At 61.7% G+C, this 25,410-nt stretch carries 19 protein-coding genes and 1 pseudogene; 9 read left to right on the top strand and 11 right to left on the bottom strand.

The window, feature by feature from the left end:
- The first annotated feature begins 395 nt into the window (after positions 1-395).
- The gene (locus tag ACM6I6_RS15665) at positions 396-1,718 is read left to right on the top strand and encodes a DUF1329 domain-containing protein (RefSeq protein ID WP_414920185.1); all 1,323 of its coding nucleotides are present in this window, start codon (positions 396-398) and stop codon (positions 1,716-1,718) included.
- Between the two features lie 435 nt (positions 1,719-2,153).
- Here the strand turns inward: ACM6I6_RS15665 and ACM6I6_RS15660 are convergent, their stop codons facing one another.
- On the bottom strand, positions 2,154-2,765 hold the full coding sequence (locus ACM6I6_RS15660; protein ID WP_414920184.1) for a dihydrofolate reductase family protein: 612 nt from the start codon (positions 2,763-2,765) through the stop codon (positions 2,154-2,156).
- Between the two features lie 182 nt (positions 2,766-2,947).
- Between ACM6I6_RS15660 and yghU the strand changes: the two genes are divergently transcribed.
- Positions 2,948-3,787 carry a glutathione-dependent disulfide-bond oxidoreductase gene (gene yghU / locus ACM6I6_RS15655; RefSeq protein ID WP_323625940.1) on the top strand — a complete coding sequence of 280 codons (840 nt, stop codon included), beginning with the start codon at positions 2,948-2,950 and terminating at the stop codon, positions 3,785-3,787.
- Between the two features lie 88 nt (positions 3,788-3,875).
- Positions 3,876-5,150: a flavohemoglobin expression-modulating QEGLA motif protein gene (locus tag ACM6I6_RS15650; protein ID WP_414920183.1), complete on the top strand. Its 1,275-nt coding sequence runs from the start codon at positions 3,876-3,878 to the stop codon at positions 5,148-5,150.
- 20 nt (positions 5,151-5,170) lie between these two features.
- Here ACM6I6_RS15650 and ACM6I6_RS15645 read toward each other — a convergent pair whose 3' ends face one another.
- From ACM6I6_RS15645 to ACM6I6_RS15615, 7 genes are all read right to left on the bottom strand, one after another.
- A complete protein-coding gene (locus ACM6I6_RS15645; RefSeq protein ID WP_274075317.1) occupies positions 5,171-5,884 on the bottom strand; it encodes an NAD(P)H-dependent oxidoreductase in 714 nt (237 codons plus the stop codon).
- A gap of 38 nt (positions 5,885-5,922) precedes the next feature.
- On the bottom strand, positions 5,923-7,701 hold the full coding sequence (locus ACM6I6_RS15640) for an acyl-CoA dehydrogenase C-terminal domain-containing protein (protein ID WP_414920182.1): 1,779 nt from the start codon (positions 7,699-7,701) through the stop codon (positions 5,923-5,925).
- A gap of 37 nt (positions 7,702-7,738) precedes the next feature.
- A complete protein-coding gene (locus ACM6I6_RS15635) occupies positions 7,739-10,246 on the bottom strand; it encodes an efflux RND transporter permease subunit (protein ID WP_414920181.1) in 2,508 nt (835 codons plus the stop codon).
- Positions 10,247-10,274: 28 nt separating this feature from the next.
- Positions 10,275-11,360 (bottom strand): WD40/YVTN/BNR-like repeat-containing protein, encoded by a 1,086-nt coding sequence (locus ACM6I6_RS15630; RefSeq protein ID WP_414920180.1) that lies wholly within the window; start codon positions 11,358-11,360, stop codon positions 10,275-10,277.
- Positions 11,361-11,455: 95 nt separating this feature from the next.
- Positions 11,456-12,814 (bottom strand): DUF1329 domain-containing protein, encoded by a 1,359-nt coding sequence (locus ACM6I6_RS15625; protein WP_274075320.1) that lies wholly within the window; start codon positions 12,812-12,814, stop codon positions 11,456-11,458.
- Between the two features lie 35 nt (positions 12,815-12,849).
- A complete protein-coding gene (locus tag ACM6I6_RS15620) occupies positions 12,850-14,754 on the bottom strand; it encodes a DUF1302 domain-containing protein (protein WP_414920179.1) in 1,905 nt (634 codons plus the stop codon).
- A 630-nt stretch (positions 14,755-15,384) separates the two neighbouring features.
- Positions 15,385-16,407 carry an AraC family transcriptional regulator gene (locus tag ACM6I6_RS15615; protein WP_274075322.1) on the bottom strand — a complete coding sequence of 341 codons (1,023 nt, stop codon included), beginning with the start codon at positions 16,405-16,407 and terminating at the stop codon, positions 15,385-15,387.
- A gap of 184 nt (positions 16,408-16,591) precedes the next feature.
- Between ACM6I6_RS15615 and ACM6I6_RS15610 the strand changes: the two genes are divergently transcribed.
- The 5 genes and pseudogenes from ACM6I6_RS15610 to ACM6I6_RS15590 all read left to right on the top strand — a co-directional run bounded on the left by ACM6I6_RS15610 (position 16,592) and on the right by ACM6I6_RS15590 (position 21,809).
- Positions 16,592-17,647, top strand: coding sequence for a 3-keto-5-aminohexanoate cleavage protein (locus ACM6I6_RS15610; protein ID WP_274075323.1), 1,056 nt, complete (start codon positions 16,592-16,594; stop codon positions 17,645-17,647).
- Positions 17,648-17,777: 130 nt separating this feature from the next.
- Positions 17,778-19,046: an MFS transporter gene (locus tag ACM6I6_RS15605; RefSeq protein WP_414920252.1), complete on the top strand. Its 1,269-nt coding sequence runs from the start codon at positions 17,778-17,780 to the stop codon at positions 19,044-19,046.
- A 60-nt stretch (positions 19,047-19,106) separates the two neighbouring features.
- Positions 19,107-19,433, top strand: a complete 327-nt coding sequence (locus ACM6I6_RS15600; RefSeq protein ID WP_274075324.1) for a Rieske (2Fe-2S) protein — start codon at positions 19,107-19,109, stop codon at positions 19,431-19,433.
- 19 nt (positions 19,434-19,452) lie between these two features.
- Positions 19,453-21,150: an AMP-binding protein gene (locus ACM6I6_RS15595; RefSeq protein WP_274075325.1), complete on the top strand. Its 1,698-nt coding sequence runs from the start codon at positions 19,453-19,455 to the stop codon at positions 21,148-21,150.
- A gap of 186 nt (positions 21,151-21,336) precedes the next feature.
- Positions 21,337-21,809: pseudogene (locus ACM6I6_RS15590) on the top strand (putative sulfate exporter family transporter).
- Positions 21,810-21,870: 61 nt separating this feature from the next.
- Here the strand turns inward: ACM6I6_RS15590 and ACM6I6_RS15585 are convergent.
- Positions 21,871-22,272 carry a carboxymuconolactone decarboxylase family protein gene (locus ACM6I6_RS15585; protein ID WP_274075326.1) on the bottom strand — a complete coding sequence of 134 codons (402 nt, stop codon included), beginning with the start codon at positions 22,270-22,272 and terminating at the stop codon, positions 21,871-21,873.
- A gap of 122 nt (positions 22,273-22,394) precedes the next feature.
- Between ACM6I6_RS15585 and ACM6I6_RS15580 the strand changes: the two genes are divergently transcribed.
- Positions 22,395-23,393: an AraC family transcriptional regulator gene (locus ACM6I6_RS15580; protein WP_414920178.1), complete on the top strand. Its 999-nt coding sequence runs from the start codon at positions 22,395-22,397 to the stop codon at positions 23,391-23,393.
- Here ACM6I6_RS15580 and ACM6I6_RS15575 read toward each other — a convergent pair.
- A complete protein-coding gene (locus tag ACM6I6_RS15575; RefSeq protein WP_274075328.1) occupies positions 23,380-24,597 on the bottom strand; it encodes a DUF3422 domain-containing protein in 1,218 nt (405 codons plus the stop codon). The two genes, ACM6I6_RS15580 and ACM6I6_RS15575, sit on opposite strands and share 14 nt — an antisense overlap.
- Positions 24,598-24,675: 78 nt before the next feature.
- A complete protein-coding gene (locus tag ACM6I6_RS15570; RefSeq protein WP_274075329.1) occupies positions 24,676-25,263 on the bottom strand; it encodes an eCIS core domain-containing protein in 588 nt (195 codons plus the stop codon).
- Positions 25,264-25,410: the final 147 nt, after the last annotated feature.

The following is a 25,410-nucleotide window of genomic DNA, read 5'->3' as shown; positions in this document are numbered from 1 at the left end:
TACTTCCTGCTTAAATCATACCGCCTTTACGCGTTCACGACAGGAAAAAGGGACAAAGGACCTGATGGCAAAGCGGTTGCAGGATCATGCTTTACGAGCCACGGGGCATACAGGTGCGATTACTGTCTCCTTTTCATCTAGATCCGGATAGCAGGTAATTCTCGTTAGGTTGTAGGCAAAGTCCGAGAGATACGTGAGCTAGTCAACCTCTGCGCCTCCTCGGCAAGCCTGCGGCTGTCATGAATAGTCAAGCAACTGTCGTCAAATGCGAAGCGCCCCCGAATCGGGGGCTTTTTAATGGGGGTACTAAAAAGTCTCTGGCAATTGAGTCGACGGATCCCTCCGCGACCCCTGAGTCACGAGTTGCCTGGTACGCCAGGCAGGAGAATAACAATATGAAATCCGTGAAAAGCCTGCTGGCCGCCATCCCCCTCATGGCGCTGGCCATCGATGCTCATGCCTATGTATCGAGTCAGGAAGCCGCCCGTCTGGGCACCAGCCTGACGTCGGTGGGTGCCGAAAAGGCCGGCAATGCCGATGGCTCCATTCCGCCCTACAGCGGTGGCCTGACCACAGCCCCCGCCAGTTTCAAGGCCGGCGACAGCATGCGCCCTGACCCCTTTGCCCATGAAAAACCGCTGCTGGTGATCAACGGCAAGAACGTTGACGCCTACAAGGGCATGCTGACCGCCACCACCCTGGAGTTGGCCCGGCGCTACCCTGGTTTTCGCGTCGACGTGTACCCGACCCACCGCACGGCATCGCTGCCCCAGGCGGTCCTGGACAATAGCCGCACCAATGCCACCAACGCCAGGACCCTCAACGGCGGGACCGCCATCGACAATGTGATGCCCGGGGTACCGTTCCCGATCCCGAAATCGGGCGCCGAGGCGATGTGGAACTTCCTGCTGCGCTACCAGGGTGTCAACATCCATTCCAAGTACGACTCCTGGAGCGTCGACACGGCAGGCGTACCGAGCCTGGCGGTCACCGGTGAGGCATTCGTCTCGTTTCCGATCTACGAGAACATGTCGAAGCCGTTCAACAGCTCGGACATTTATTATCAGTTGAAACTGTCCTATACCGGGCCTGCACGCCGCGCCGGTGAATCGATCATGCTCAAGAACGCGACCAATCCCACGGAATTTCCTGGCCGCGCCTGGCAGTACATGCCGGCACAGCGTCGGGTCAAACAGATTTCGATCCTGGCCTACGACACCCCCAACCCCGGCACCGCCCGAGCACTGGAGCTGTACGACTGGACGCTGGTCGGCAAGCGCGAAATGATCGTGCCCTACAACACCTACAAGCTCACCTACGCTCGCGACGCCAAATCGCTGACCACCCCCGATTTCATCTCCCCGGATTTCGTGCGCTGGGAAAAACACCGGGTCTACGTCGTGGAGGGCAACCTCAAGCCCGGTGCCAGGCACATCTACCAGAAGCGCCGTTTTTACCTCGATGAAGATACCTGGGCCGCGGTGGCGTCCGATCAGTACGACACCCGTGGCCAGCTGTATCGCGGTTCCTTCGCTTTCTTCAGCCAGAGCTATGACCAGCAAGTCCCGGATGCCACCCCTTTCATGACGTACGACCTGTCGCGTGGCACCTACAACATCAATGGCATGGTCGGTCCCCATGGCGGCATCCGCTACATCGAGCCGCTGTCGACGGCGCAGTGGGTGCCGGAGTCCATGGCGGGGACCGGTATTCGCTAGGTTCGCGGTGAATCGTCCCCCTCTGTCGACCGCCGCCGAACCCTGTGGGAGCCAGCCTGCTGGCGATAAAGGTCACTTGGCGCCTGGAATACCATCGCCAGCAGGCTGGCTCCCACAGTGGATCGGGTACAGCCGCGAATACACCTGCTGAAAGCTTGACCGGGAACAGAGTATTTACAAGATCAAACGGATCGCCCGCCCAACCATTGATCAAGCTTGGGCCACATCCGCTTGACTGCGGCCGGCCCCGCCACCAGGCTGACATGACCGCCCGGCAGCATCAGTTCTTCCTTGTCGCGTGAACCTGCGCGGGCCACCAAAGGCTGCGCGCAGTCCGGTGGTACTTCGAGCCCTACCCCACAGCAGCGAGCCGGCTCCCTACCTGTCAACGGTTTGCAAAAGCTTCCTGGAGTGTCTTTGCGCCCAGGTACGGGATCAGAACGTTCCCGTGCGCACCTCGCCACTGCGCACGTAACGGCCGATCAACACACCCCCGGGCGAGCAGGTCGAATGCTCCAGCGCGAACGCCGAGGCTTGCGCCTTGTCGTCGAACAGGCGCTTGCCGTGCCCGAGGACGACGGGGAAAGTCATCAGCCTAAGCTCGTCCACCAATCCGGCGGCCAGCAATTGGCGCACCAGCTCGGCGCTGCCCTGGGTCAACAGGTGGGCGCCGTCCTGTTGCTTGAGCGCGCGTATGGCGTCGACGGGGTTGCCCTGCAGTGCATGACTGTTGTGCCAATCCAGCGTATCGGGGCGATGGGTGGCCACGTGCTTGGGCACCGTGTTGAACAGGTCAGCGATGTAGTTGTGTGCCCCGCCGTTTATCCGTGGCCAGTAGGCCGCGAAGATGTCGTAGGTGCGACGTCCCAGCAGCAACTCGAATGGCTGTGAGAACAGGTCCTTAATAGCCTGGCCAGAGCTCTCGTCCGAATAAGGCACTATCCAGCCACCGAAACGAAATTCGCCGCTGGTGTCTTCATCCGGCCCGCCGGGTGCTTGAATAACGCCGTCGAGGCTGATGAAAGCGGCAACGATGAGTTTGCGCATGTTTTTCTCCTGATTAGTCCTCGTTCAGGGAACATCGACCCCAATGCATTCCCTGACCCATAGTCGAACGGGACTCTGCGAAATCGACAGCAGTTGCTCGTATTGCTTGCGCGACATACTGTTTTACCCCAACGCGATCGCAAGCGGTCAATGTCATCACTACAAACAATGGGGTCCATCTCGTGAGCAAAGCGTCTTATGTTCCGCCCAAGGTCTGGAAACACAACGCGCCGTCTGGCGGTCAGTTCGCCAGCATCAACCGCCCGGTTGCCGGCCCGACCCATGACAAGACGCTGCCGACCGGCAAGCATCCGTTGCAGCTGTATTCGCTGGCCACGCCCAATGGCGTGAAGGTGACCATCATGCTCGAGGAGCTGTTGGCGCTTGGGCATGTCGGTGCCGAGTACGACGCCTGGCTGATCCGCATCGGCGAGGGCGATCAGTTTTCCAGCGGCTTCGTCGATATCAACCCGAACTCGAAGATCCCGGCACTGCTGGACCGCAGCGCCGAGCCGCCGATCCGCGTGTTCGAATCCGGTTCGATCCTGCTTTTCCTCGCGGAAAAATTCGGCGCCTTCCTGCCCACCGACCTCGCTGGACGCACCGAAACCCTTAACTGGCTGTTCTGGCAAATGGGTTCGGCCCCCTACCTGGGCGGCGGCTTCGGGCATTTCTACGCCTACGCGCCGGAGAAATTCGAATACCCGATCAACCGCTTCACCATGGAGACCAAACGTCAGCTGGATGTCCTCGACCGTCGTCTTGCCGAGAGTCCCTACCTGGCCGGTGACCACTACACCATCGCCGACATCGCGGTCTGGCCCTGGTACGGCCAGTTGGTGCGCGACAACGTGTACTCGGCGGCCGAGTTTCTATCGGCCCACCAATACACCCACGTGCAGCGCTGGGCGGAAGAAATCGCCAAGCGGCCGGCGGTCATTCGTGGTCAGCGGGTCAATCGGACGTGGGGGGATGAGGCGACGCAGGTGCCTGAGCGGCATCAGGCGCAAGATTTGGGCTGAAGACCGTAGTTGGTTTCAGCCCTGCCCCGTGACGTCTCGACACCGGCTAAGCTTCTACGATTGAGCTTCTTTTCCTGAGGAGGTCTTCGTGAGCAGCCTGCCCCTGTCCGAACTCGATGCCGCCCTGCCTGGCCTTGTGCGCAAGATTCGCGTGCTGGACGCCCTGTCCTGGCCGGATGGGGTCGAGGAAGCGTTCCTGGCGAGTTGGCGCGCCGGGCATCCCGAATTACCCCGGGTCGAATTGCTCCCCCGTGATCACCGCGCCGACATTGACGCGCTCGAAGGCTTTATCGACCGCTGCGATGTGGGCCATCCGGCCGGGCGCCACCTGGCCATGACTGCGCGCAGTTATGCCACGGCCGGGCACATGCTCGGTGCCATTGGCACGCCCGCCTTCACTCAGTATTCGTCGGCGCTGTACCGGCGCCCGGACTTCTCCTACCCGAATCTGAACCTGAGCATGCTGGACGCGGCGAACTTCTTCCTCAACACCACCGACGCCCTTATTGGCGGTGCGCGGATCCCGCCGAGCCCGGCGGAGATTCCGGCCGAAGCCTTCGCGGCCTGGATGCAGCCGGAACTGGACCGCTTCTTCGGCCCCGGCCGGATCACCGTGCTGCTCGATCCGACCTTGGCGGCCAAGGCCATCGCCGGCGCAAGCCGCATTCGCCTGCGGGCCAGCGCGCTGTTTTCCGAACTGGACAAGAACCAACTGTTGCAGCACGAGGCGTTCGTGCATGTGGCCACGGCGCAGAACGGCGCGCTGCAATCGAACCTCAAGAGCCTTGGCCTGGGCGCGCCGCGTACCACCCAGACCCAGGAAGGCATCGCCACCCTGGCCGAGCTGTTCACCGGCAGCATGGACATCAACCGCCTGCGTCGCCTGGCCTTGCGCGTGCTCGCGGTGCAACAGGCGCTCGATGGTGCCGATTTCATCCAGGTCTTCGAAGGTTTTCTCGCTGCCGGCCAGACCCAGGAAGAGTCCTTCCGTTCGACCCAGCGGGTATTTCGCGGCGCCGACCTGCGCGGCGGTTCGGCGTTCACCAAGGACGCGGCCTACCTGACCGGTCTGCTCGGCGTGCACACCTTGCTGCGCATCGCCATCCGTGACAACCGGCCGGAGCTGGTCGGCTATCTGTTCGCCGGGCGCCTGAGCCTGGGGGACACCGTACGCCTGGCCCCGCTGTTCGAGTCCGGCTGGCTCCAGGCACCGGTCCATGTGCCGCCCTGGGCCTGCGACCTGCGCCTGCTCGCCGCCAACCTGGCGTTCTCGGCGTTTATATCGCGGATCAAGCTGGATGTGCTTGATCTGGACGTGCTCATGGCCTTCGCCGATGGGCATGAAGCCGATGCCAGCGCCTAGGCGAATCTGCAGTCCAGGCATCACAAGGTAATGGGTTGGAGCGGATACAGCCGATCATCGAACTGACTCAAGCGTGGGTATTGGATGGGCTCATCCGCTTCGATATTTTCCAGGCGCTGGCGATAGCTGAGCAAAAATGCCTGTCGGTCTTCAGCGCTGATGTACGGCACGTGCCAGCCGACAAAAGGCGGCAGCACCTCCAGCCCGACATAGGCCAGCGTCCCGCGCAACAGCGGGCGCAACATGTCTTCCAGGGGACCATGGATGGCTTCCTCGCCGAACATGTGTTCACGCCCGCCCAAGGTCACCGTCACCAGGGCTTTCTTGCCGCTCAGGCCGCCTTGATCATAGAAGCGCTTGCCGCCGTAGCAGATGCCGGATACCAGCACCCGGTCAATCCAGCCCTTGAGAATCGCCGGCGTGGAGAACCAGTAGATCGGGAAATTGAGGATCAGCAGGTCCGCCCACAACAGTTTGTCCAGCTCCTGCTGGATATCGGCGGCGAGGGTCTGCTCCTTGCTGTTGCGTCGTTGCTCGAGGGCGTAGACCAGGTATTCGGGATTCTCCCTGACGCAGAAGTCCTCTGCACTGGCCACCGGGTTCCAGTTCATCGCGTAGAGGTCGGATACCCGGACTTGATGCCCTTGCGCCTGCAAGGTCTCGACCGCCTGGTCGCGCAGCGCCGCGGTAAAGGATTTCGGTTCGGGATGGGCATGCACGATTAAAACGTTCATGGGGGGGTCCTTGAAATGGGGTTGATGCGTTCGTCACGTCAGAATTGATCGGCATCGAGCAGGAACAGGCTCTCGCTACCGGCCCTGACCGCAGCGGCCAGGGAGTGGACCCGAGGCAACAGGCGAGCGAAGAAGAAGCGCGCAGTTCCCAGTTTGGTCCGGTAAAAAACATCCTGGTCCTGCTTTTGCAACGCGGTACGCGCCATCAGCGCCCACATGTAGGCGTAAGCGGTGTAGCCCAATACGTGCAGGTACTCGACTGACGCCGCACCGATTTCATTCGGGTTGGATGCCGCCCGATCCAGTAGCCATGCGGTCAGTTCGTCGAGGGTCTGCACAGCGTCGTTCAGCGGTTGGGTGAACTCCATCAGGTCAGCGCCGACCGAAGCGGTGAATTGCCGAATTTCGTCAGCGAACAGGTGGTAGTACGCCCCGCCACTGCCGAGTACTTTACGACCCAGCAGGTCGAGTGCCTGGATGCCATTGGTGCCTTCGTAGATCTGGGTAATGCGGCAGTCGCGGATCAGCTGTTCCTGGCCCCATTCACGGATAAAACCATGACCGCCGAAGATCTGCTGTCCATGCACCGTGGTTTCCAGCCCCATGTCGGTGAGGAACGCCTTGGCCACCGGCGTCAGCAGGACCACCAGTGCTTGCGCGCGTTGGCGGGTGGCGGCGTCTTCGCTGAATTTTGCGCTATCGAGTTGCAGGGCGACGTAGCTGGAGAACGCGCGGCCGCCTTCGTTCAACGCTTTCATGGTCAGCAACATGCGACGCACGTCCGGGTGCACGATGATCGGGTCGGCGACCTTGTCCGGATCGGCCGGGCCGGTTGGCGCCCGGCTCTGGATTCGGTCGCGGGCGTATTCGACGGCGTTCTGATAGGAGCGTTCACCGAGGGACAGGCCCTGGATCCCGACGCCCAGGCGTTCATAGTTCATCATGGTGAACATCGCCGCCAGGCCCTTGTTCGGCGCATCGATGATGTAGCCGGTGGCGCCGTCGAAATTCATCACGCAGGTGGCCGAGGCCTTGATGCCCATCTTGTGCTCGATCGAGCCGCAGGACAGGCTGTTGCGCGCGCCCAACGCACCGTTGGCATCGACCAGGAATTTCGGTACCAGGAACAGCGAAATGCCTTTGGGTCCTGGCGGAGCATCCGGCAGCCTGGCCAACACCAGGTGAATGATGTTTTCAGTGAGGTCGTGCTCACCGCCAGTGATGAAGATCTTGGTGCCGCTGACCTTGTAGCTGCCATCGGCCTGCGGCTCGGCCCTGGTGCGGATGATGCCCAGGTCAGTACCGGCGTGTGGCTCGGTCAGGCACATGGAACCGGCCCAGACACCGGCGTACATGTTCGGCAGGTACGCAGCCTTCAGTTCTTCGCTGGCGTGGGCGTTGATCGACAGGCAGGCGCCCGCGGTCAGCATCGGATACAGGCCGAGAGACAGGTTGGCCGAGTTGAGCATTTCTTCGACCTGGGCGCAAATCACCTTGGGCATACCCATGCCCCCGAACCGTTCGTCGCCACCGACGCTGGTCCAGCCGCCAGCGGCGTAGGTCTGGTAGGCCTCGGGGAAGCCCTTGGGGGTCTGCACCGCGCCGTCGGCCCAGGAGCAGCCTTGCTCATCGCCGCTGCGGTTCAGCGGGGCAATGGTGCCGGCGATGACTTTGCCGGCTTCTTCGAGAATGGTGCTGGCGGTGTCTTCGTCCACCACATTGGCCAGGGCTGGCAGTTGCGCCCAAAGCCTGGAAACCTCGAACACTTCATTCAGAACAAAACGCATATCGCGCAGGGGTGCTTTGTAGTCAGCCATGATGAAATCGCTCGCTTGAAAATTGGACAATGCAGATTCAGGATTCGTTAGTGCCCGTATCGTAGTGAGGCTTGAGGCCGGTGACTTGACCCTGGACTCCCGCTTCCTGGCGGCGCCGATCGTCGTTCAAAAGGAAATACGACAGCGCCGGAATCAGGATCAGCGCCCCAAGCATGTTCCACAGGAACATGAAGGTCAGCAGAATGCCCATGTCGGCCTGGAACTTGATTGGCGACCAGACCCAGCACACTACGCCGGCGGCCAGGGTGATACCGACCAGCCCGACCACCCGGCCGGTGAAGGCCACGGCCTTGCGATAGGCCTCGGACAGCGACAGTCCCTGGCGCTGGTACTGCAGTTGCACGCTGAGCAGGTACAAGGCGTAGTCCACCCCGATCCCTACGCCCAGGGCAATCACGGGCAAGGTCGCCACCTTCACGCCGATGCCCATGGCCACCATCAAGGCTTCGCAAAGAATCGAGGTCAGCACCAGCGGCAGCAGCGCCACCAGCGTGGCGCGCCAACTGCGGAAGGTGATCAGGCAGAACAGCGTCACCGCCAGATAAACATAGAGCAGCATGGTGCGATTGGCCTCGCGTACCACGATGTTGGTGGCCGCTTCGATGCCGGCGTTGCCGGCGGCCAACAGGAACTGGCGATCCTCGCTGCTGTTTTCCCTGGCGAACTGCTCGGCGATCTCCACCACGGCGTCGAGGGTCTCGGCCTTGTGATCCTTGAGGTAGGCGATCACCGGCATCAGCGAGCAGTCAGTGTTGAACAGCTCCGGGGCGTTGACCGAGGCCTGTTGCGCGGCGTAGTTCAGCACGTTTTGATTGCGCTGGATGTTGTTGAGCTTGGGGTTGCCCTCAAAGGTGCCGGCGGTGATCTGGCGCACGGCATTGACCAGTGACACGGTGGTCTGCACCCCCGGGTGCTGCTGCAGCTTCCAGGCCAGGCGGTCGGCCAGGATCAGGGTCTTGTAGTCCAGGCAGCCTTCCGGCGCGGTCTTGATCATCACCGCGAACTGATCGCTGGATAGCGCGTAGTGGCTGGTGATGTAGGCGTTGTCGCGGTTGTAGCGCGAGTCGGCCCGCAACTCCGGCGCCCCGCTGTCGAGGTCGCCGATCTTCAACTGCAGGCTGACCATGAAGCCGCCGATGCCCAGCAACACAGCGACCAGCACGGTGCCGGTGGCCCACTTGCGGGTGGTGAAGCGATCGAGCAGGTCCCAGAGTTTGCCGAAGCCTTTGTGGTGCTCGGCACGGGTGTCGATTTTCAGCGCGCGCTCGGCCGCCTTGCGCCCGACGCCGATATAGGACAGCGCCACCGGCATCAGCAGCAAGGAAGTAAAAATCAGCACCGCCACACCGATGCTGGCGGTGATCGCCAGGTCCTGGATCACCGGAATGTCGATCAGCATCAACACGGCGAAGCCCACCGCATCGGCCAGCAACGCGGTGACGCCAGCGATGAACAGACGGCGAAACGTATAGCGCGCGGCGATCAGCTTATGCGTGCCACGGGCGATGTCCTGCATGATCCCGTTCATCTTCTGCGCCGCGTGGGACACGCCGATGGCGAAGATCAGGAACGGTACCAGCACCGAGTACGGGTCGATGGCATAACCCAGCCAGGCGACGATGCCCAACTGCCAGACCACCGCGATCAGCGAGCAGCCGACCACCAGCAAGGTGCTGCGCACGCAACGGGTGTAGGCGTAGATGATCAGCAGCGAGGTGACAACGGCCAGGCCGAAAAACATCATCACCTGGATCAGGCCGTCGATCAGGTCGCCCATCAATTTGGCGAAACCGATCACACGGATCTTGTATTGACCTTTGCCCTCCTCCCCGGCCATGTGCACGGCGTCGCTGGCGAACTCGATCCTGTCGCGCAAGCGCTCTTCGAGCTGGCGGGAAAAGGCGTGGTAGTTGATGCCCTGGCCGGTGGCCGTGGCCTTGTCCAACAGCGGCACGATCAGCATGCTGGACTTGTAGTCGCTGGCCACCAGGCTGCCGACGATGCCGGCACGGTTGATGTTCTGGCGCAGTTGCTCGATGTCCGATGCAGAACCCTGATAACTGTCAGGCATCACCGGGCCGCCCTGGAAGCCTTGCTCGGTAACTTCGGTCCAGCGCACCGCCGAACTCCACAGCGATTTCATCCAGGCGCGGTCGACGCCCTGCATGAGAAACAGCTCGTCATTGACTTGCTTGAGGACCGTCAGGTAGTGCGGATCGAAGATGTCGCCCCGGGTGTTTTCCACCACCACCCGCACCGAGTTGCCCAGGCCGCGCAGCGACTGGCGGTTCTCCAGGTAATTCTGGATGTAGGGCTGGCTCTGCGGAATCATCTTTTCGAAGCTGGGGCGCAGTTCCAGACGGGTCATGGCCATGTAGCCCAGGACCACGGTGGCCAGGGCCATGAGCAGCATGAACAGCGGTCGATGGTTGAACACCAGCCGTTCCAGCAGATTGCCGGAGCGCCGGTCGAAGTCCGGCAGTTCGCGGATCACCGGCAGGGTGTCTTGCTTCAAATTGCCCATGACTGGGTACTCACTCTGGTTCTTATCGTTATTCGACGGGCAGCGTACGCACACCAAGACCGCCAACCAGCACCAGCGCACCATTGACGGCCAATGCGGCACCGGCCACCGGTGACTGTCGGGCTTGCGGCATCAGTTGCAGCGGGGCATTACCCCCTCGGCTCATGAGCATGTGCCCGGCCTGGGTGAACAGCCGGAAGCGGCCGTCGACGTCCAGCGTGGCAGCGGTGACGCTGACCTGCAGGTCATTGTCGAGCCGGGTCCAGCTGAGCCCGCCATCGGCGCTGCGATATACATGACCGCGCAGGCCATAGGCGAGTACTTCGCCGGGCTGGCCGACCACACCGAAAAAGCTGCCCTCATAAGGCGTCTGCAGTGCCATGAAACGCTGGCGGGCGTCATCCCATTTGAGCAGCAGGCCTTGTTCGCCGGCGATGTACAGCGCATCGCCGGTGGAGGTGATGGCGTTGAGGTGGAAACCTTGCGGGTTGTCGGTACGATCCTGGAATGGGGTCCAGGTCTGGCCGCCGTCTTCGGTGCGCAGGATCACGTTGAACACGCCGACCACATAGCCGACCTTGTCGTTGGCGAACCAGACGTCGAGCAGCGGTTTGTCGGCACCCTCCTCCATCAGCCGCTGGCCGTCGGCGGCCAACAGGGCCCATTGCTCGACCTGCGGCTCGGCCTTGGCCAGGGCGCTGTAGTGCTTGAGCATCAGCTCGCCGATCTGGCGGCCATCGAGTTGCCGGGTCCAGGTGACGCCGGCATCGCTGCTGTGCAACACCACGCCGTCATTGCCGACCGCCCAGCCGTGGGTTGCCGAAGGGAAACTCACCGCCGTGAGGTCAGAGCTGACCGGCACGTCGGCTTGCTGCCAGCGCAGGCCGGCGTCATCTGAATAAAGGATATGGCCACGCTGGCCCACTGTGACCAGGCGCTGCCCTGCCTGGGTCACCCCGAGCAAGGGGCTGCGCTGCACCAGTGCACTGGACTGCGCCGGCAGGTCCAGCACGTCAACGTAGGATGATGCCTGCGCGCCGCCCTGCAGCAATACCAGCAGCATCCCCAGCATCCCCAGCACCCGTGGCGCGATCTTCTTGTTACAGGAGCCCATGTTGCGCCCTCTTGGCAAAAAGGCGCCGGGTGGTACCTGGGTACGACCCGGCGCAAAAACTGCGCGATCAGCAATCGGCAGTAGCGGCGAAGCTGTCAGCGGATACCGGAACCCGCCAGCGATTCAGGAGACCACTGGGTCTTGCTCAGCGCCTCGCTGTACTTGATGCCGCCGTAGGGGCCTGGAAAGCCGACGGCGCTGTACGTGCCACCGACCAGGTCATAGCTCAGGTAAGGCGAGGCATCCGGCACTTGCTGGTCGTAGCTTTGGCTGAGGAAGGTGAAGACGCCGCGGTAGAGCTGGCCGTTCGCGTCGTACTGGTCGGATGCCAGGGCGACCCAGCTGTCCTCATCCAGGTAGAAGCGGCGCTTGGCGTAAATGTGCCGGGCGCCTGGCTTGAGGGTCGCCTCGACCACCCACACCCGGTGTTTTTCCCAGCGCACGAACTCGGGCGCCAAGTGGTTGGGGGTCATCATCGGCTTCAGGTCGTTCTGATAGGTCACACGGTAAGTGTTGTACGGAACGATCATTTCCTGCTTGCCGACCAGCTTCCAGTCGAAGCGGTCCAGGGCACCGTTGAACACAAAGGAATCATCCCAGGTCGAGGCGCCCGCGCTGCCCGGGTTAGGTGTGTCGTAGGCCAGGCTCGGCGCCAGCTTCACGCGGCGCTGGCCCGGCAGGTATTGCCAGCCACGGCGCGGTTGCTCCAGCGGATTGACCGCATCGCGCACCAACACAGCCTCGCCGGCACGACGGGCAGGACCGGTGAAGGCCAGCTTGATCTGGTAATAGGTGTCCGCGGCGGCGAGCGGTTTGGCCAGGTCGTCATAGGCGGCATAGTTGATCTGGGCGATACCGGTGGTGGCCAGGCTGGCGACGCCGGCGGAGTCGACATTCCAGTTGTCGTACTTGGTCTGCAGGTTGACGCCCTGATAACGCAGCAAGTGGTTCCAGATCGCCTCGGCACCGGTCTTGGGGATCGGGAATGGAATGCCTGGCAGCGCGTTTTCGATGGAATTGCCGCCTTCGGTGGAGCGTGCCGCCGTGGCATTTTTTACCGTATTGTCCAGCACGCCTTTAGGCAACGCGGCGGTGCGGTGGGTCGGGAACACCTCGATTTTGAAGCTGGGATAACGTTTGGCCAGCTCGGCGGTCACCGCGGTCAGTTGGCCCTTGTACTGGTCGACGTTCTTGCCGTCGATCACCAGCAGCGGCTTTTCGGCAGCGAAAGGGTCCGGGCGCAATTTGTCGCCCGCCTTGAAGCCGGCCGGGGGCGTGCTCAGGCCACCTTGATAGGCCGGAATGGAACCGTCGGCATTACCGGCTTTTTCGGCGCCGACCTGGGTCAACTGGTTCCCCAGTTTGGCGGCTTCAGAGGCATCGACGGCGGCGTGGGCAGGCCCGGCAAGGGCCAGGGCCAGAGAAGCGGCCATCAGGGTATAGGCGAATTTCATCTTGTTGTTCTCCTGCTTTCGCGAGGCTGGGTGAATCAGAAGGTGGTTTTCAGTGTCAGGTAAACCGCGCCCCGGTCCTCGGTGGCACCGGAACCGGAGGCCGAGGCAAGACCGCCCGCATAGCAGGTGTACCGCTGCGTGCCATCAAGGGCGTTAGGGGGCGCACCATCGGTGGCGCCGTCGTTGCAGTCGGTGGTTTTGCCGAAGGCGTCGACGTATTTGAGGTCGACGTAGTACTTGTTGTAGATGGCCGCGCTCACTCCGACCGCATAGTTGCCGGCATCTTCCGCACCGCCCGCTACCACAGGCGAAACACCGTCGATACCGACGTTGACCGACATTGGCGCGCTCAGGTCCACACCGGGAAACACCTGGTACCAGGTCGGCGTGAAGTTGACGGCGATGCCCCAGTTGTCGCGGGTCGGCTTGTCGACACCGCGATAGGTGTCTTCGCCCTTGTAGAGCGCCTTGTTCTTGCTATCGAGGCTCAACAGGTTGCTGTAATACAGCTCGCCCAACAGGGTCGCTGAATCGAACAGCGGCGTGTCGGCAATGGCGACCAGGCCGTTGATGGTCCAGTGCAGTGTGTCGCCCGTGGCGGCCAGGCTGTCACCGTCGCGTGGCACATCGGTGATCACGCCGGTACCCGGATTACGCGCCGGCAGCAAGCCAAGCCCGGCCTGCAACCCGCCAGGCCCTGCGGCGCTGATGATTGCCGGAATGCTGGCCAGCGGCATGTTGTGGCGAATGTTCAAATCACTGCCGATGCTGACGCCGCCCACTTCCTTGGACAGGCTCAGGCCGTAGATGTCGATGTCATCGCCATAAGCGAATTCATAGGAGGTCGTGCCGATCGAGTTGCGCAGTCCCGCCACTCCCCCGACACTGGTCAAGCCTCGGGTGTCGAGAACAGCTTGCGGGAGGATGTCCGAAGTCTTGCGATAGTAGGCACCCAGGGTTCCGTCCAGCCACTCGGGCGACCATTTGAGCATCAGGCCCCAGTCCCCGCGGTTGTCCGGGGTGTAGTCATGCCCGCGTCGAACGGTGGTCAGCGTGCCGTTCGGCCCCGCCAGTCCCGCACCGCCGGTATGCCCCAGGAGGAATGACTGAGCGCCGAAGCCCACCACGTCGGACCCACTGTAGAAGGTCCCGGCCTCAGGCAAGCGCGCGCCTTCCCAATCGAGGAAATACTGGGCGCCGAAGGTCAGTTCGGGGTTGAGGGTAAAGGTCGTGGAGATCTGGTTGCGTGGAACGAACAGCTCCTTGGCTTCGGTACCGGGCGATGCGGCCGCCTTTGCCAGGTCGAGGGACGCCTGGCCATAGCTCAGCGAATGCACCGGACTGAGTACCGTCTCGCCCCAGAACACGTTGTGCTGGCCAGCCTTGATACTGAGCTGGGAATCGTCGCCCACCTGGGTGTTGTAGAACACGAAGGCATCGAGCACTTCACCGGACGGCCCGTTGTAGTAGCGCTGGGCATAGTTGCTCAGGTGCGGGCTGCCAAACACGGCCGGCGCGCCTGGACGACCGCCAAACCCGGCGATCGAAGAATAATCGTCGTTGCCATTGGGGAACGGGTTGGCGTTCGAGCCGGTATTTTCATATGCCTTGTCGTACCAGCTCGCCGTGCTGACACGAAAACCGGTCTTGTTCTGGTAGACCACATCCAGCTCGGTCAGCAGGTCGACACGGTTGGTGATGTTGGTGCCGGATTTGCGGAAGTTGTAATCACCGTCGTTACTGTTGGGCGTACCCAGGATGCGCGTGTCGGCACTTTCCGTCCGCACGCCATAGTTGTACTTGACGGTGTTGTCGAAACGGACCGACCAGTCCTCGCTACCGGTATCCAGCTCGAAAGCGTGGGCAGCCGGCAGGCTCGTGGCCAGGATAGCCGTGGCGAGCAATTGGCGTCGCGCAGACAGGAGATTGCGACTCTTCATCGGGTGATACACCTTTATTGTTTTTGTTGTGGCTTGAGGTCAGCCATGGCGGCTAACGACGTGTAATTGGGGTCGTGCTACGGGTGGGGTTAGCGCTGATCCCGGAATTCACTTTAAGAAAATCGCTGTGAACCGGATTGACTTGCCGGGGCATGGGTTTGACATTTCGGGACGCCGGACAGGCGGTCGTTAAAACCGGTCAGGCCGGCCGGTCGCCCCATCATCGAGCGGCATTCGCAAGACCTGTGGGAGCGGGCTTGCCCGCGAAGAGGCCATCACAGCCGACATTGATGGTGACTGGCCCATCGCATTCGCGGGCAAGCCCGCTCCCACAGTTGATTGGGGACAGCCGCGAGAGATTGGCTGGCTGTCAGGACGCCTTCGCCGGCAAGCCGGCTCCTACAGTTGATTGGGGACAGTCGCGAGAGATTGGCTGGCTGTCAGGACGCCTTCGCCGGCAAGCCGGCTCCTACAGTTGATTGGGGACAGCCGCGAGAGATTGGTTGGCTGTCAGGACGCCTTCGCCGGCAAGCCGGCTCCTACAGTTGATTGGGGACAGTCGCGAGAGATTGGTTGGCTGTCAGGACGCCTTCGCCGGCAAGCCGGCTCCTACAGTGGGACATCGAGCGGTCAGGTGAAGGAATCGCTGGCGAGCTGTTTGTTGCGGTTGCGCCATTCCCGTGGTGCACAGCCGAATTCGGCGCAGAACCAGCGCGTGAATGAGGTGGGAACCGTATAACCGAGCATCATCCCCACACGCTGCAGGGAATAGTTGCGGTTTTCCATGTAGCGCAGCGCCAGTTCGCGACGTACCGCGTTGAGCAACGCGGAAAATGTCAGGCCTTCTTCGTCGAGTTCCCGTTGCAGGGTTCGCACACTGACCGCTTGGGCGTAAGCCACCTGATGGATAGTGGCGCGTCCAACCGGCATCAACAGATAGATCGCCTTGCGCACGTCGAAAATCACCGAGCGTTCGTTGGCGCCTGCCATCGAGTCCATGAACTGACGGGCATAGCCGGCCATCGCCAGGTCGGCCTGTGGGTTGAGTTGATCGATGTCCTCCTTACTGCAAAAGATGCCATCGAATTCGGCGTCGAACACCACCCGGCAGCGGAAGAATCGCGTGTGTTCATGCGCACTTGCCGGCGCTTCATGGCTGAAATGAACACTCTGCGGATTCCACTGGTTGCCCATGACCGACTTGCACGTACGGTGCAGGATACCAATGGCCAGTTCGGTGGCTTGACGCTTGGGCATGCCCGCCTCTGCCATGATCTCCTCGCGGATCAGCACCATATTGCCCGTGGTCTCCAGGTTCATGGCCAGCGTCCGGTTGAGCAGGTGCCGATACTCGATACTGGTCAGCAACATGTCCCTTAGCGTGCGCTGATGGCTGAGCAGCAAACTGACCACTCCGATATCCGACATGCGCCGCGCTTGTGCCATGCGCAAGCCAAAGGTCGGGCACGCTGAACGCTCGGCGGAATTCTCCAGCAGCCTGAGCGCCGCATCCAGCGGCAGCAAGGATTCCGGGTCGTCGAGCAGGGTTGGCAGCAAGCCGACGTCACGCAGCATCTCGCCCGGATTCAAAGCCAGAGTCTGCGCCACCTCGATGTAGTGCTTGAGCGTTGCGGCTCTTACGAACGCGTCCATCTCATCTCCCCTGCCTGATGTTTACCGCCTGCGATCGATTATATGGCACCGATTGCCAGCACCGCGGTTCCTGGCACGAAATGAAAGCTTTTTGGCATGACATGAGAAGTTTGCAGCGGTCAGCTGGCCCAGAGTGAAAGCCATAAACCCGCGTCACAAAAACAACAACAGATTGGAGTCATGCATGAACTTTCTCGACGGATCCCTGCACCCCGAAAATCAACAGAAGCTCGTCATCACCGTTGCTCCCTACGCGCCGGAGTGGATGCCTTCGGACTTCCCGGAAGACATCCCCGTCACTATGGCAGAGCAGGTGCAAATGGCTGTCGATTGCTACAACGCCGGCGCTACTGTGCTTCACCTGCATGTCCGTGAGCTCGATGGTAAAGGCTCCAAGCGACTGTCCAAGTTCAATGAACTGATCGCCGGCGTACGAGAAGCGGTACCGGACATGATCATTCAGGTCGGTGGCTCGATTTCCTTCGCCCCGGAAGGTGATAGCGACGTCGCCAAATGGCTCTCCGATGACACCCGCCACATGCTTGCCGAACTCTCGCCCAAGCCCGACCAGGTGACGATTGCCATCAACAGCAACCAGATGAACATCGTCGAGCAGATGTGCGAGGCCGATCTTGCCGGCACCAGCATTGCCACACCAGAGATCTATCGCGCCTACCGCGAAATGACCATTCCGGCCGGCCCGGAATGGGTTGAAGAGCACATCAAGCGCCTCTCGGCAGCTGGCATTCAGACGCAATTCCAGCTCGGCAACATCCCCTCGTTCGAAACAGTCGAGCGCATGATGCGCCGTGGCGTCTGCAACGTGCCGTTGGTCCTGACCTGGGTGGCGATTGGTGGTGGCTCGGACGCGCCCAACCTCTACAACCTGGCGAACTTCGTGCGTGCCTGTCCGGACGGTGCCGTGCTGACTCTGGAAACCGCCATGCTCAATGTCTTGCCGCTGAACGTGATGGCGATTGCCATGGGCATGCATGTGCGTTGCGGCACCGAGGACAACCTTTGGACCCAGGGCCGTGATCGCAAGATGAGCAACGTCGAGCAGATCGAGCAACTGGTGCGCATTTCCCGGGAAATGGGTCGTGAAGTGGCCAATGGCAAAGAAGCCCGCGAGATCTACAAGATCGGCACGTTCTACAAGGACGCCGACGAGACGCTGGCCGAGAACGGCTTTGCGCCGAACCGTCAATCCGGTCAGAAAGGCTTTACCCAATTCGGCTGAGCTCACCCTGCGGGTGGCACGCTTGCCAGACCGGCGTGCGTCCCGCAAACCCCGCAACACGTCATTTCAAGAGCTGCGAATTGCACGCGGCCGTAACAAGAGGAAAGACTCCGTGACTTTGCATGCACCAATGGAAGTACGCATTGACACCTGGCGACGCGTCGCAAGGCCCTACGCCTGGGTGGTCTTCGCCCTCACCTTCGGCCTGCTGCTGTCAGACTTCATGTCGCGGCAGGTGCTGACGGTGGTTTTTCCGCAGCTCAAGGCCGAATGGGGCCTCTCCGATTCCGAGCTGGGCGCGCTGTCCGGCGTCGTCGCCATTGCCGTCGGTGTGCTTGCCTTTCCGCTGTCGGTGGTCGCCGATCGCCTGGGACGCATCCGCAGCCTCATTCTGATGGCGGCGATCTGGAGCCTGGCCACCCTGATGTGCGGTTTCGCCTCCGACTATCAGGAAATGTTCGTCGCGCGCTTCTTCATCGGCGTCGGCGAAGCGGCCTATGGCAGCGTCGGACTGGCCGTGGTACTGAGCATCTTTCCACCGCAGCAGCGGTCCACGGTCACTGGGGCCTTCCTGGCCGGGAGCATGGTCGGTTCCGTGCTCGGCATTGGCCTGGGCGGAGTGCTCGCGAGCCATTTTGGCTGGCGAGCGTCCTTTGTGGGCATGGCCATCTATGGCATTGGGCTGACGGTCGTGTACGCGTTGGTCGTGCGCCCTGGCCGCCTTGAATCGCCACGCACTCGCTCGGGCTCGAGCCCGGCCGAGGCCCATCCTCCACTCAGCAGCCTGTTCTCGACGTCGTCGGTGCTGAGCATCTATATCGGTAGCGGCCTGCAGTTGTTCGCCATCGCCGCCTTGCTGACGTGGTTGCCCAGCTATCTGAATCGCTTCTACGACATGCCGCTGACCAGCGCCGGTGCCATCGCCGCCCTCTTCATGCTTTGCACGGCGGTCGGCATGCCACTGTGCGGCGCCATCGCCGACCGGCTTTGCAACGGTTCGCCAACCCGCAAGATCCGCTTGACCATGGGCTATTGCCTGCTCTGCAGTGCGCTGTTGACCCTGGCCTTTGCGCTGCCGGTGGGTATTGCTCAACTGGTGATGATCGGCCTGGCGATGTTCGTGGGCGGCGGCATCGTCGGCCCCTCCGGCACCATGGTCGCCGACCTGACGCCGCCGGCCCTGCACAGCACCGCCATGGCCACACTGGCCATTGCCAACAACCTGCTGGGCATGGCCCCGGGCCCCTTCGTCACCGGCTTGCTCGCCGATCGCATTGGCCTGGCCTCGGCCCTGCAACTGCTGCCCTTGGCGGGGATTGCCGCCGCGTTGGTGCTGATGGTCGGGGTTCGCAACTATCGCACTGATCTTGAGCGCATCTGCCCGCAACCCTGTTCCTGATCGGGCGCCATCGCAAGCGCCAGTCGCCGGCCAAGCCCCGCCACACTCTGGAGGCAAAACATGACGCATACCCTGGATGTGCCCGGTTCCGTTGACCTGGGCATCGGCAAGCGCGCTCGCGTGCGATCCGACGGCATCGATATCGCAGTGTTCAACATCGATGGCCAGATTTACGCCATCGACGACAGTTGCCCCCACAGCGGCGCCTCGCTGTTGTTCGGCAAACTCGAGGGTCGCTTCGTGCGATGCCCCGCCCATGGCCTGAGCTTCGACCTCGCCACTGGCTGCATGCGCGGTGGTGGCATGAACGTGCGCGCCTATCCGGTAGAGGTCGTCGACGAACGCATTCGTATCACTCTGCCCCAACCCATCACCCGCCACCAATAACTTCAATAGCAGGTTGATCATGACCACACCCTTCACTCCCCCTCGTCATTGGCAACAGAGTTACGACGCCCGCGTACCTGCCGATATCAACCCGGATGCCTGTCCTACCGTTGTCGCCATGGCCGAACAGGCCATGCAGCGTTATGCCAGCCACACCGCATTCCACTGCTTCAAGCGTTCACTCAGCTATGGCGATGTAGACCAGCAGTCACGCGCAATGGCTGCCTACCTGCAGCACCTGGGCGTGCAGCGCGGGGATCGTATCGCGGTCATGCTGCCCAATATCCCGGCGTTTCCAGTCGCCATGTTCGGTATCCTGCGGGCCGGTGCAGCCCAGGTTAATGTCAACCCGACGTACACCCCGCAGGAGCTCTTGCACCAGCTCAATGACGCCGGGGTCCAGACCATTGTCATCATCGCCAGTGCCCTCCCTGCGCTGGAATCGATACTGGTCAGCACCACCATCAGGAAAGTCATCGTGGTCCACCCCGGCGACACCCTGGACGGGCCCGTGGGGAACGGCGAGTTCGACCTCCCCTCCTCGCCGGCCTTTCCGATAACGCGTTTCACCGATGCCCTGCACGAGGGCGGCCAGCTGGCGTTGACACCGGTCGAGCTGACGGGCGACGACTTGCTCTTTCTGCAGTACACCGGGGGTACCACGGGCCCCTCGAAAGGTGCGGCGCTGTCACACCGCAATCTGATCGCCAACATCCTGCAGGCGCGTGCTTTTCTGCCTGACATGTTCGACACCGAGGGTGCCAACGTGGTGGTGACAGCGCTACCGCTGTTCCACGTGTTCGCCCTGACGATCAATCTGCTGATCGGTTTTTCGGCCGGCGCCGAGAACTGGCTGGTCCCCGATGCGCGTAACAGCGATGACCTGGTCGACACACTGATCAACGCCCGGCCGACGCTGTTGACCGGGGTCAATACGCTGTATGGCGCGCTGGTCCGCCATCCGCGCATCGGTGAAGTGGATTTCTCGCGCCTGCGCCTGGCCATTGGCGGCGGCGCGGCGGTTCTGCCGGCCACCTCCACACAGTGGAAGACCATCACCGGGCAGGAAATCCTCGAAGGCTACGGCCTCTCCGAGACGTCGGCCATCTTGTGCCTGAACGTCATGGGACGCAGCCAGTTTTCGGCGGCTGTGGGCTTGCCCCTGCCTTCGACCGACATCGTGCTGCTCAAGGACGATGATCAACCCGCCACCCTCGGCGAGGCCGGGGAAATTTGCGCCAAGGGGCCGCAGATCATGTCCGGTTACTGGCAAAAACCCACTGCCAATGCCAAGGCGTTTACCGCCGATGGTTACTTTCGCACCGGAGACATTGGCATCTTTGCCGCCGATGGTTTGCTCAAGATCGTCGATCGCAAAAAGGACTTGATCATTGTCTCGGGTTTCAACGTCTACCCCAACGAAGTGGAGGTCGTTGTCGCCAGTTGCCCAGGCGTCAGCGAATGCGCGGTGATCGGCATGCCGGATGAGCGCAGTGGTGAATCCGTCTGCCTTTACGTCGTCAAGGCGGCCAACGCCACACTCGACGAAGCCACGCTGGTCCAGCACTGCCGCGCACACCTTGCGGCCTACAAGGTACCGCGCCAGGTGCGGTTCCTGACGGCACTGCCCAAGTCCACGGTGGGCAAGATATTGCGCAAGGATTTGCGCGTACTCGCCACCGCGGGCAGTTCGCCTGAATCGATCCTGGTCGGATGAACGACGCTACGCCGGGTCCATGGCGCCCTGCTCGACCCGGCAATCCAGCGGCCGAATCTGGCATCAATTGAAAGGTCGCTGGCATCAAATGAGAAGTTCTCCAGCGGCCATCGCCTTAGAGTGAATCATCTGCCGCACTGGCAGTTGCTCACCTCCCCATGGCATCGCCTGCGAGGACAAAACTCCATGAGCTCTATCGCTCTCGTCAATATTCACCCCCGCGCACTCGACCTTGCGCCGGGTTTTTTCGTCAGCGTGATCGTTGCCATCGCGGCGACCTTCCTCGCCGAGCACTATGGCGCACCGGTCATGCTGTTCGCGCTGCTGCTCGGTATCGCGATGAATTTTCTGGCCGGCGATGGCAAGTTCGTGCACAGGGCGCGGACGCCACTGGCAAGTGCCCTCCGCTGCTGCCCATGTTCGCCGTGGGCTTCCTGCTCCTGGCCTGTATCAACAGCACCGGCTGGATCGCGCCGGCGGTGCAAGGCTTTGTCAACGAACTGTCGCGCTGGTGCCTGGTGATCTCCATCAGCGCCCTGGGCATGAAGACGCAGCTCAAGGAACTCGCCACGATCGGCCTCAAGCCAATCCTGCTGATGGTCGGGGAAACCGTATTTCTGGTCGGGCTGGTGCTGCTGTTGCTGCACTGGGGATTGTAAAGCGCGGACAAGCGAAGGCCGATCCGGCCTTCGCATCAGAGCTGGAGGAGTCGTGATGATTTCAGAATGTGCCTTGTACCGGTCCCTCGTCGGCGAGTCTTTTGGCTTCCTCGATGAGGATCGGTGCGCCGAGCGCCATGCTGTGAATGCCCAGTATCGAGGTCAGCTGCAGCACCGCGAGGATTTCCTCGATGGTGACGCCCAGTTCCAGTGCCTTGCGGATGTGGCGACGCACGCCCGGGGCATACATGTGGGTACAGGAGGCATCGACGGCGATGGCGATCAATTCGAAGGTCTTGGGTTCCAATACCCCTTTGCGTATCGGGTGTGTGGCCATGCCGAAGAATTTTTCCACCCATTGCGCATCCAGCTCGGTCAGTGAGTCCCAGGCGGGATTCCAGTTGCCGGTTTCACGCATGGCATCGCAGGTTGGGGTGTCGGTCCGGGTTTGATCTTCGTTCATCTGCAGTTCCTCAAGGTTGAGTGGTTGCTTTCAACTCTAAGCATTCCAGTGCCCCTCGTATTGACTCCAGGGGGCACGGGCATGACATCTCGGGACATGTGCAACGTATGGGTAACGCCTCAATGAAAGGTCTTGTTCGCAGTGCCAGCCTCACTAATTACGCGGAAATTGCCCGCTCGATGAACGTCGATCCCATGCAGCAATTGCGTGCTGTCGGTCTTGAGCCGCGCTGCTTGCTGCAGCCAGACCTGAAAATTTCCATCGATGCGGTGGCGCGGTTGCTGGACCGTTCGGCGCGGCAAGCCGGCGTGGAAGATTTCGGCCTGCGCCTGGCGGAAAGTCGCAAAGCCTCCAATCTCGGGCCCCTGGCACTGCTGTGGCGCGAGCCAACTCTGCGCTCGGCTTTGAAAGCGCTTCAGGAATTTCTTTATCTGCACAATCAGGGGCTGGTCCTGGAGATTGAAGAAAACGCCGGCGTGGCGGTGCTGCGGCTTGAACTGGTGACCGTGAGCCACTTGTTCGTACGCCAGTCCGTAGAGTTGGCGGTAGCGGTGACTCACCGGATGCTCAAGACCCTGCTGGGTGACCACTGGCACCCAACCGCCGTGTGTTTTCGCCACTGCGCGCCACGGGAAGATGGCCGGCATCAGCGTGTGTTTGGTACCGCGGTACAGTTCAACTGCTTGCTCGATGGCATTGTCTGTCGCAGCAGTGATCTGGATCGCGCCCTGCCCAGTGCCGATCCGGAAATGGCCCGGCACGTTCATCAGTACCTGAAAAGCATTCACGAAGATTCCAGGACCGCCGTGCTGGAACAGGTGCACCAGATGATCTGGACGCTGCTGCCTACCGGGCGGTGCTCCGTAGAACAGGTGGCGGCCCACCTTGGACGTGACCGCCGGACGCTGCATCGGCAACTGACGCGCGAGGGTGCAACGTTTTCTTCGCTGCTGGATCAAGTGCGCAGGGAACTGGCGACCCGTTACCTGGCTAACCCCCACCATCCCTTGAGCGAAATTGCCGGTGTCCTCGGCTTTTCCGAATTGAGCGCCTTCTCCCGCTGGTTCAGTCGGCTGTTCGCCTGCAGTCCGTCATCCTTTCGGCGTTTCAATGCTCTTTGACTTTTTTGATATGAAGGATGATCCACGCAAGAATCCCGATCGCGAGCGGCGCCATGGCGAACATGGCCTCGCGCGGGGTCAGCTCGACGCCGAGCAGGTGCAGCCCCGAGTAACCGAGCTTGAGGAGACTGAGCAGGTAGTAGCTGATGGCAATGATCGACAGGCCTTCCACGGCGCGCTGGATCTTGATCTGCGCGTCGGCGCGGGCGTTCAGGCTCTTGAGGATTTCCGAGTTCTGTTCTTCCATTTCGACCTGGACCCGTGCCTGCAGCAGATCGCCCAGGTTGGCCACGCTTTCGGCCAGATGCTCCAGTCGCTGCTCGGTGGCGGTGCAGTACCGGACGGTGGGCTTGAAGCGGCGTTCGATGAACACGCCAAGGCGCTGGCAATCACCCACATGACTTTCGCGCAATTCACCCAGGCGCTCGAACACCAACTGGGCATAGGCCTGGGTGGCACTGAAGCGGTGGCGGGTTTTCGCGGTGCTGCTGACCACCTGGGCAGACAGGTTGGAAATATCCGCCAGCAGGGCTTTGGCATTACTGCCGTCGGGGTCGGCGTTACGTTCCGAGAGGGTGACCAGGGTCTTGTCAAAGACATCCAGCTGCGCGCTCACTTCCTTGGCCATGGTCAGGGATAACGAGGCCATCATCCGGTAGGTCTCGATTTCCAGTAGCCGGCGGATCATCCGACCCTGGCGGTACGCGTTCAGGCGCCGGTTGATGAACAACAGGTGGTTGCTGCCATCCTCGCTGATCCGAAAATCGCTCCAGACCACCGCATCGCCACCCCCCACGCAGGAACCACAAGGGTCCTTGAAGCCGTAGCGGGACAGCTCCAGCTGCGCTTCACCGCGTACCACGATCTGCACCGAATTGATCAGCGCCGGCAAATGCGCCTGGATTTTTTGCGCCAGTACGTCGGGCAGCGCCGTCCAGGACAGCTCATCGCTGGAGGAAGTGACCACAAGGGTCAGGGTGAAAAACTCGGCATGGCGCTCCCATTTCAGCGCGTGGCCGTCGAGCTGGGTGATGCCCTGGACGGCAGTCAGATCGAGGCCGGCCAGGCAGCAGTCCTGAAGAAAGGCATTGCACACCTGTTCGCTGCCGAGGAAAGCCAGGTGAAACACATGGGCCGGTTCATCGAAATACAGTGACGGGCGCGCGTGCAGTTCGTTGTGCAGGCTTTGACGTAAGGGGTGCATGGGGTATGACCGTGTTGGAGTTGTTTTGGGTGGGACAGGTTCATGGCCCCACGAGTCACTACCGCAAGCTGCGATCTTTCAAGGCGACACCTGTTTCTGATCCCGCACCGCCCGCCTGACCTCGGCCTGTATGGCATAAGCCGGCGCCTCCACGGCATTGAAGTCCTGTGTATAGCGCTGGGCAAATCCGTCTACCCCCCATTCCTGGTACTGCTGCACATGCTTCAATTCGTGGGCCCAGAGCGCGACGTTCTGTTCGGCGGTTTCGGCGTCGCGAAAGAGGATGATGTCGATCAATGTCACGGCACCGACGTCGGGGTTTTGCAGCATGGCGGTGGCGGCGCTGAACTGGCCGTTGTCGCTGACTTTGTAGCGCGCGGCATCGAGGACGCCGGGGTCGTACCAGCGCAGCAGTTGTAAACGGATCTGCGGTGGAATGGGTTGGGTGCCGGCGATGGCTGCTTCGGCGCGGGCCTGGGTCAGCCACAGCGCGAGGGCCGGCCCGGCGATCTGGTAGATGTCGTCAGGCAATGGCAGGCAGATGCAACCGTCCAGGCACACCTGCTTCTCGCCGGCCGGGCAGGCGCTGGTCTGGGCGGGTATTTCAAGTGTCAGGCACAGAAACAGGAGTGCCAGCCATGGTGAGAAGGCGGAATGTTGAGCCAAGGTTTTTTTACTTCCTGTCGAAGTTGGCAATCACCTCAAGAATATTGAATTCTACCCAATCACTCGCGGCGGTCACGGATTCACGTGCGGCGCAACCCATTGTAGGAGCTGGCTTGCCAGCGAAGAGGCCCTCAAGGACGCCTTCGC

This window comes from Pseudomonas sp. IT-P218, from assembly GCF_949767605.1.
Taxonomy (GTDB): domain Bacteria; phylum Pseudomonadota; class Gammaproteobacteria; order Pseudomonadales; family Pseudomonadaceae; genus Aquipseudomonas; species Aquipseudomonas putida_AE.
Note: the sequence above shows the minus strand (reverse complement) of the source record. Positions and strands in the feature narration are given on the sequence as shown.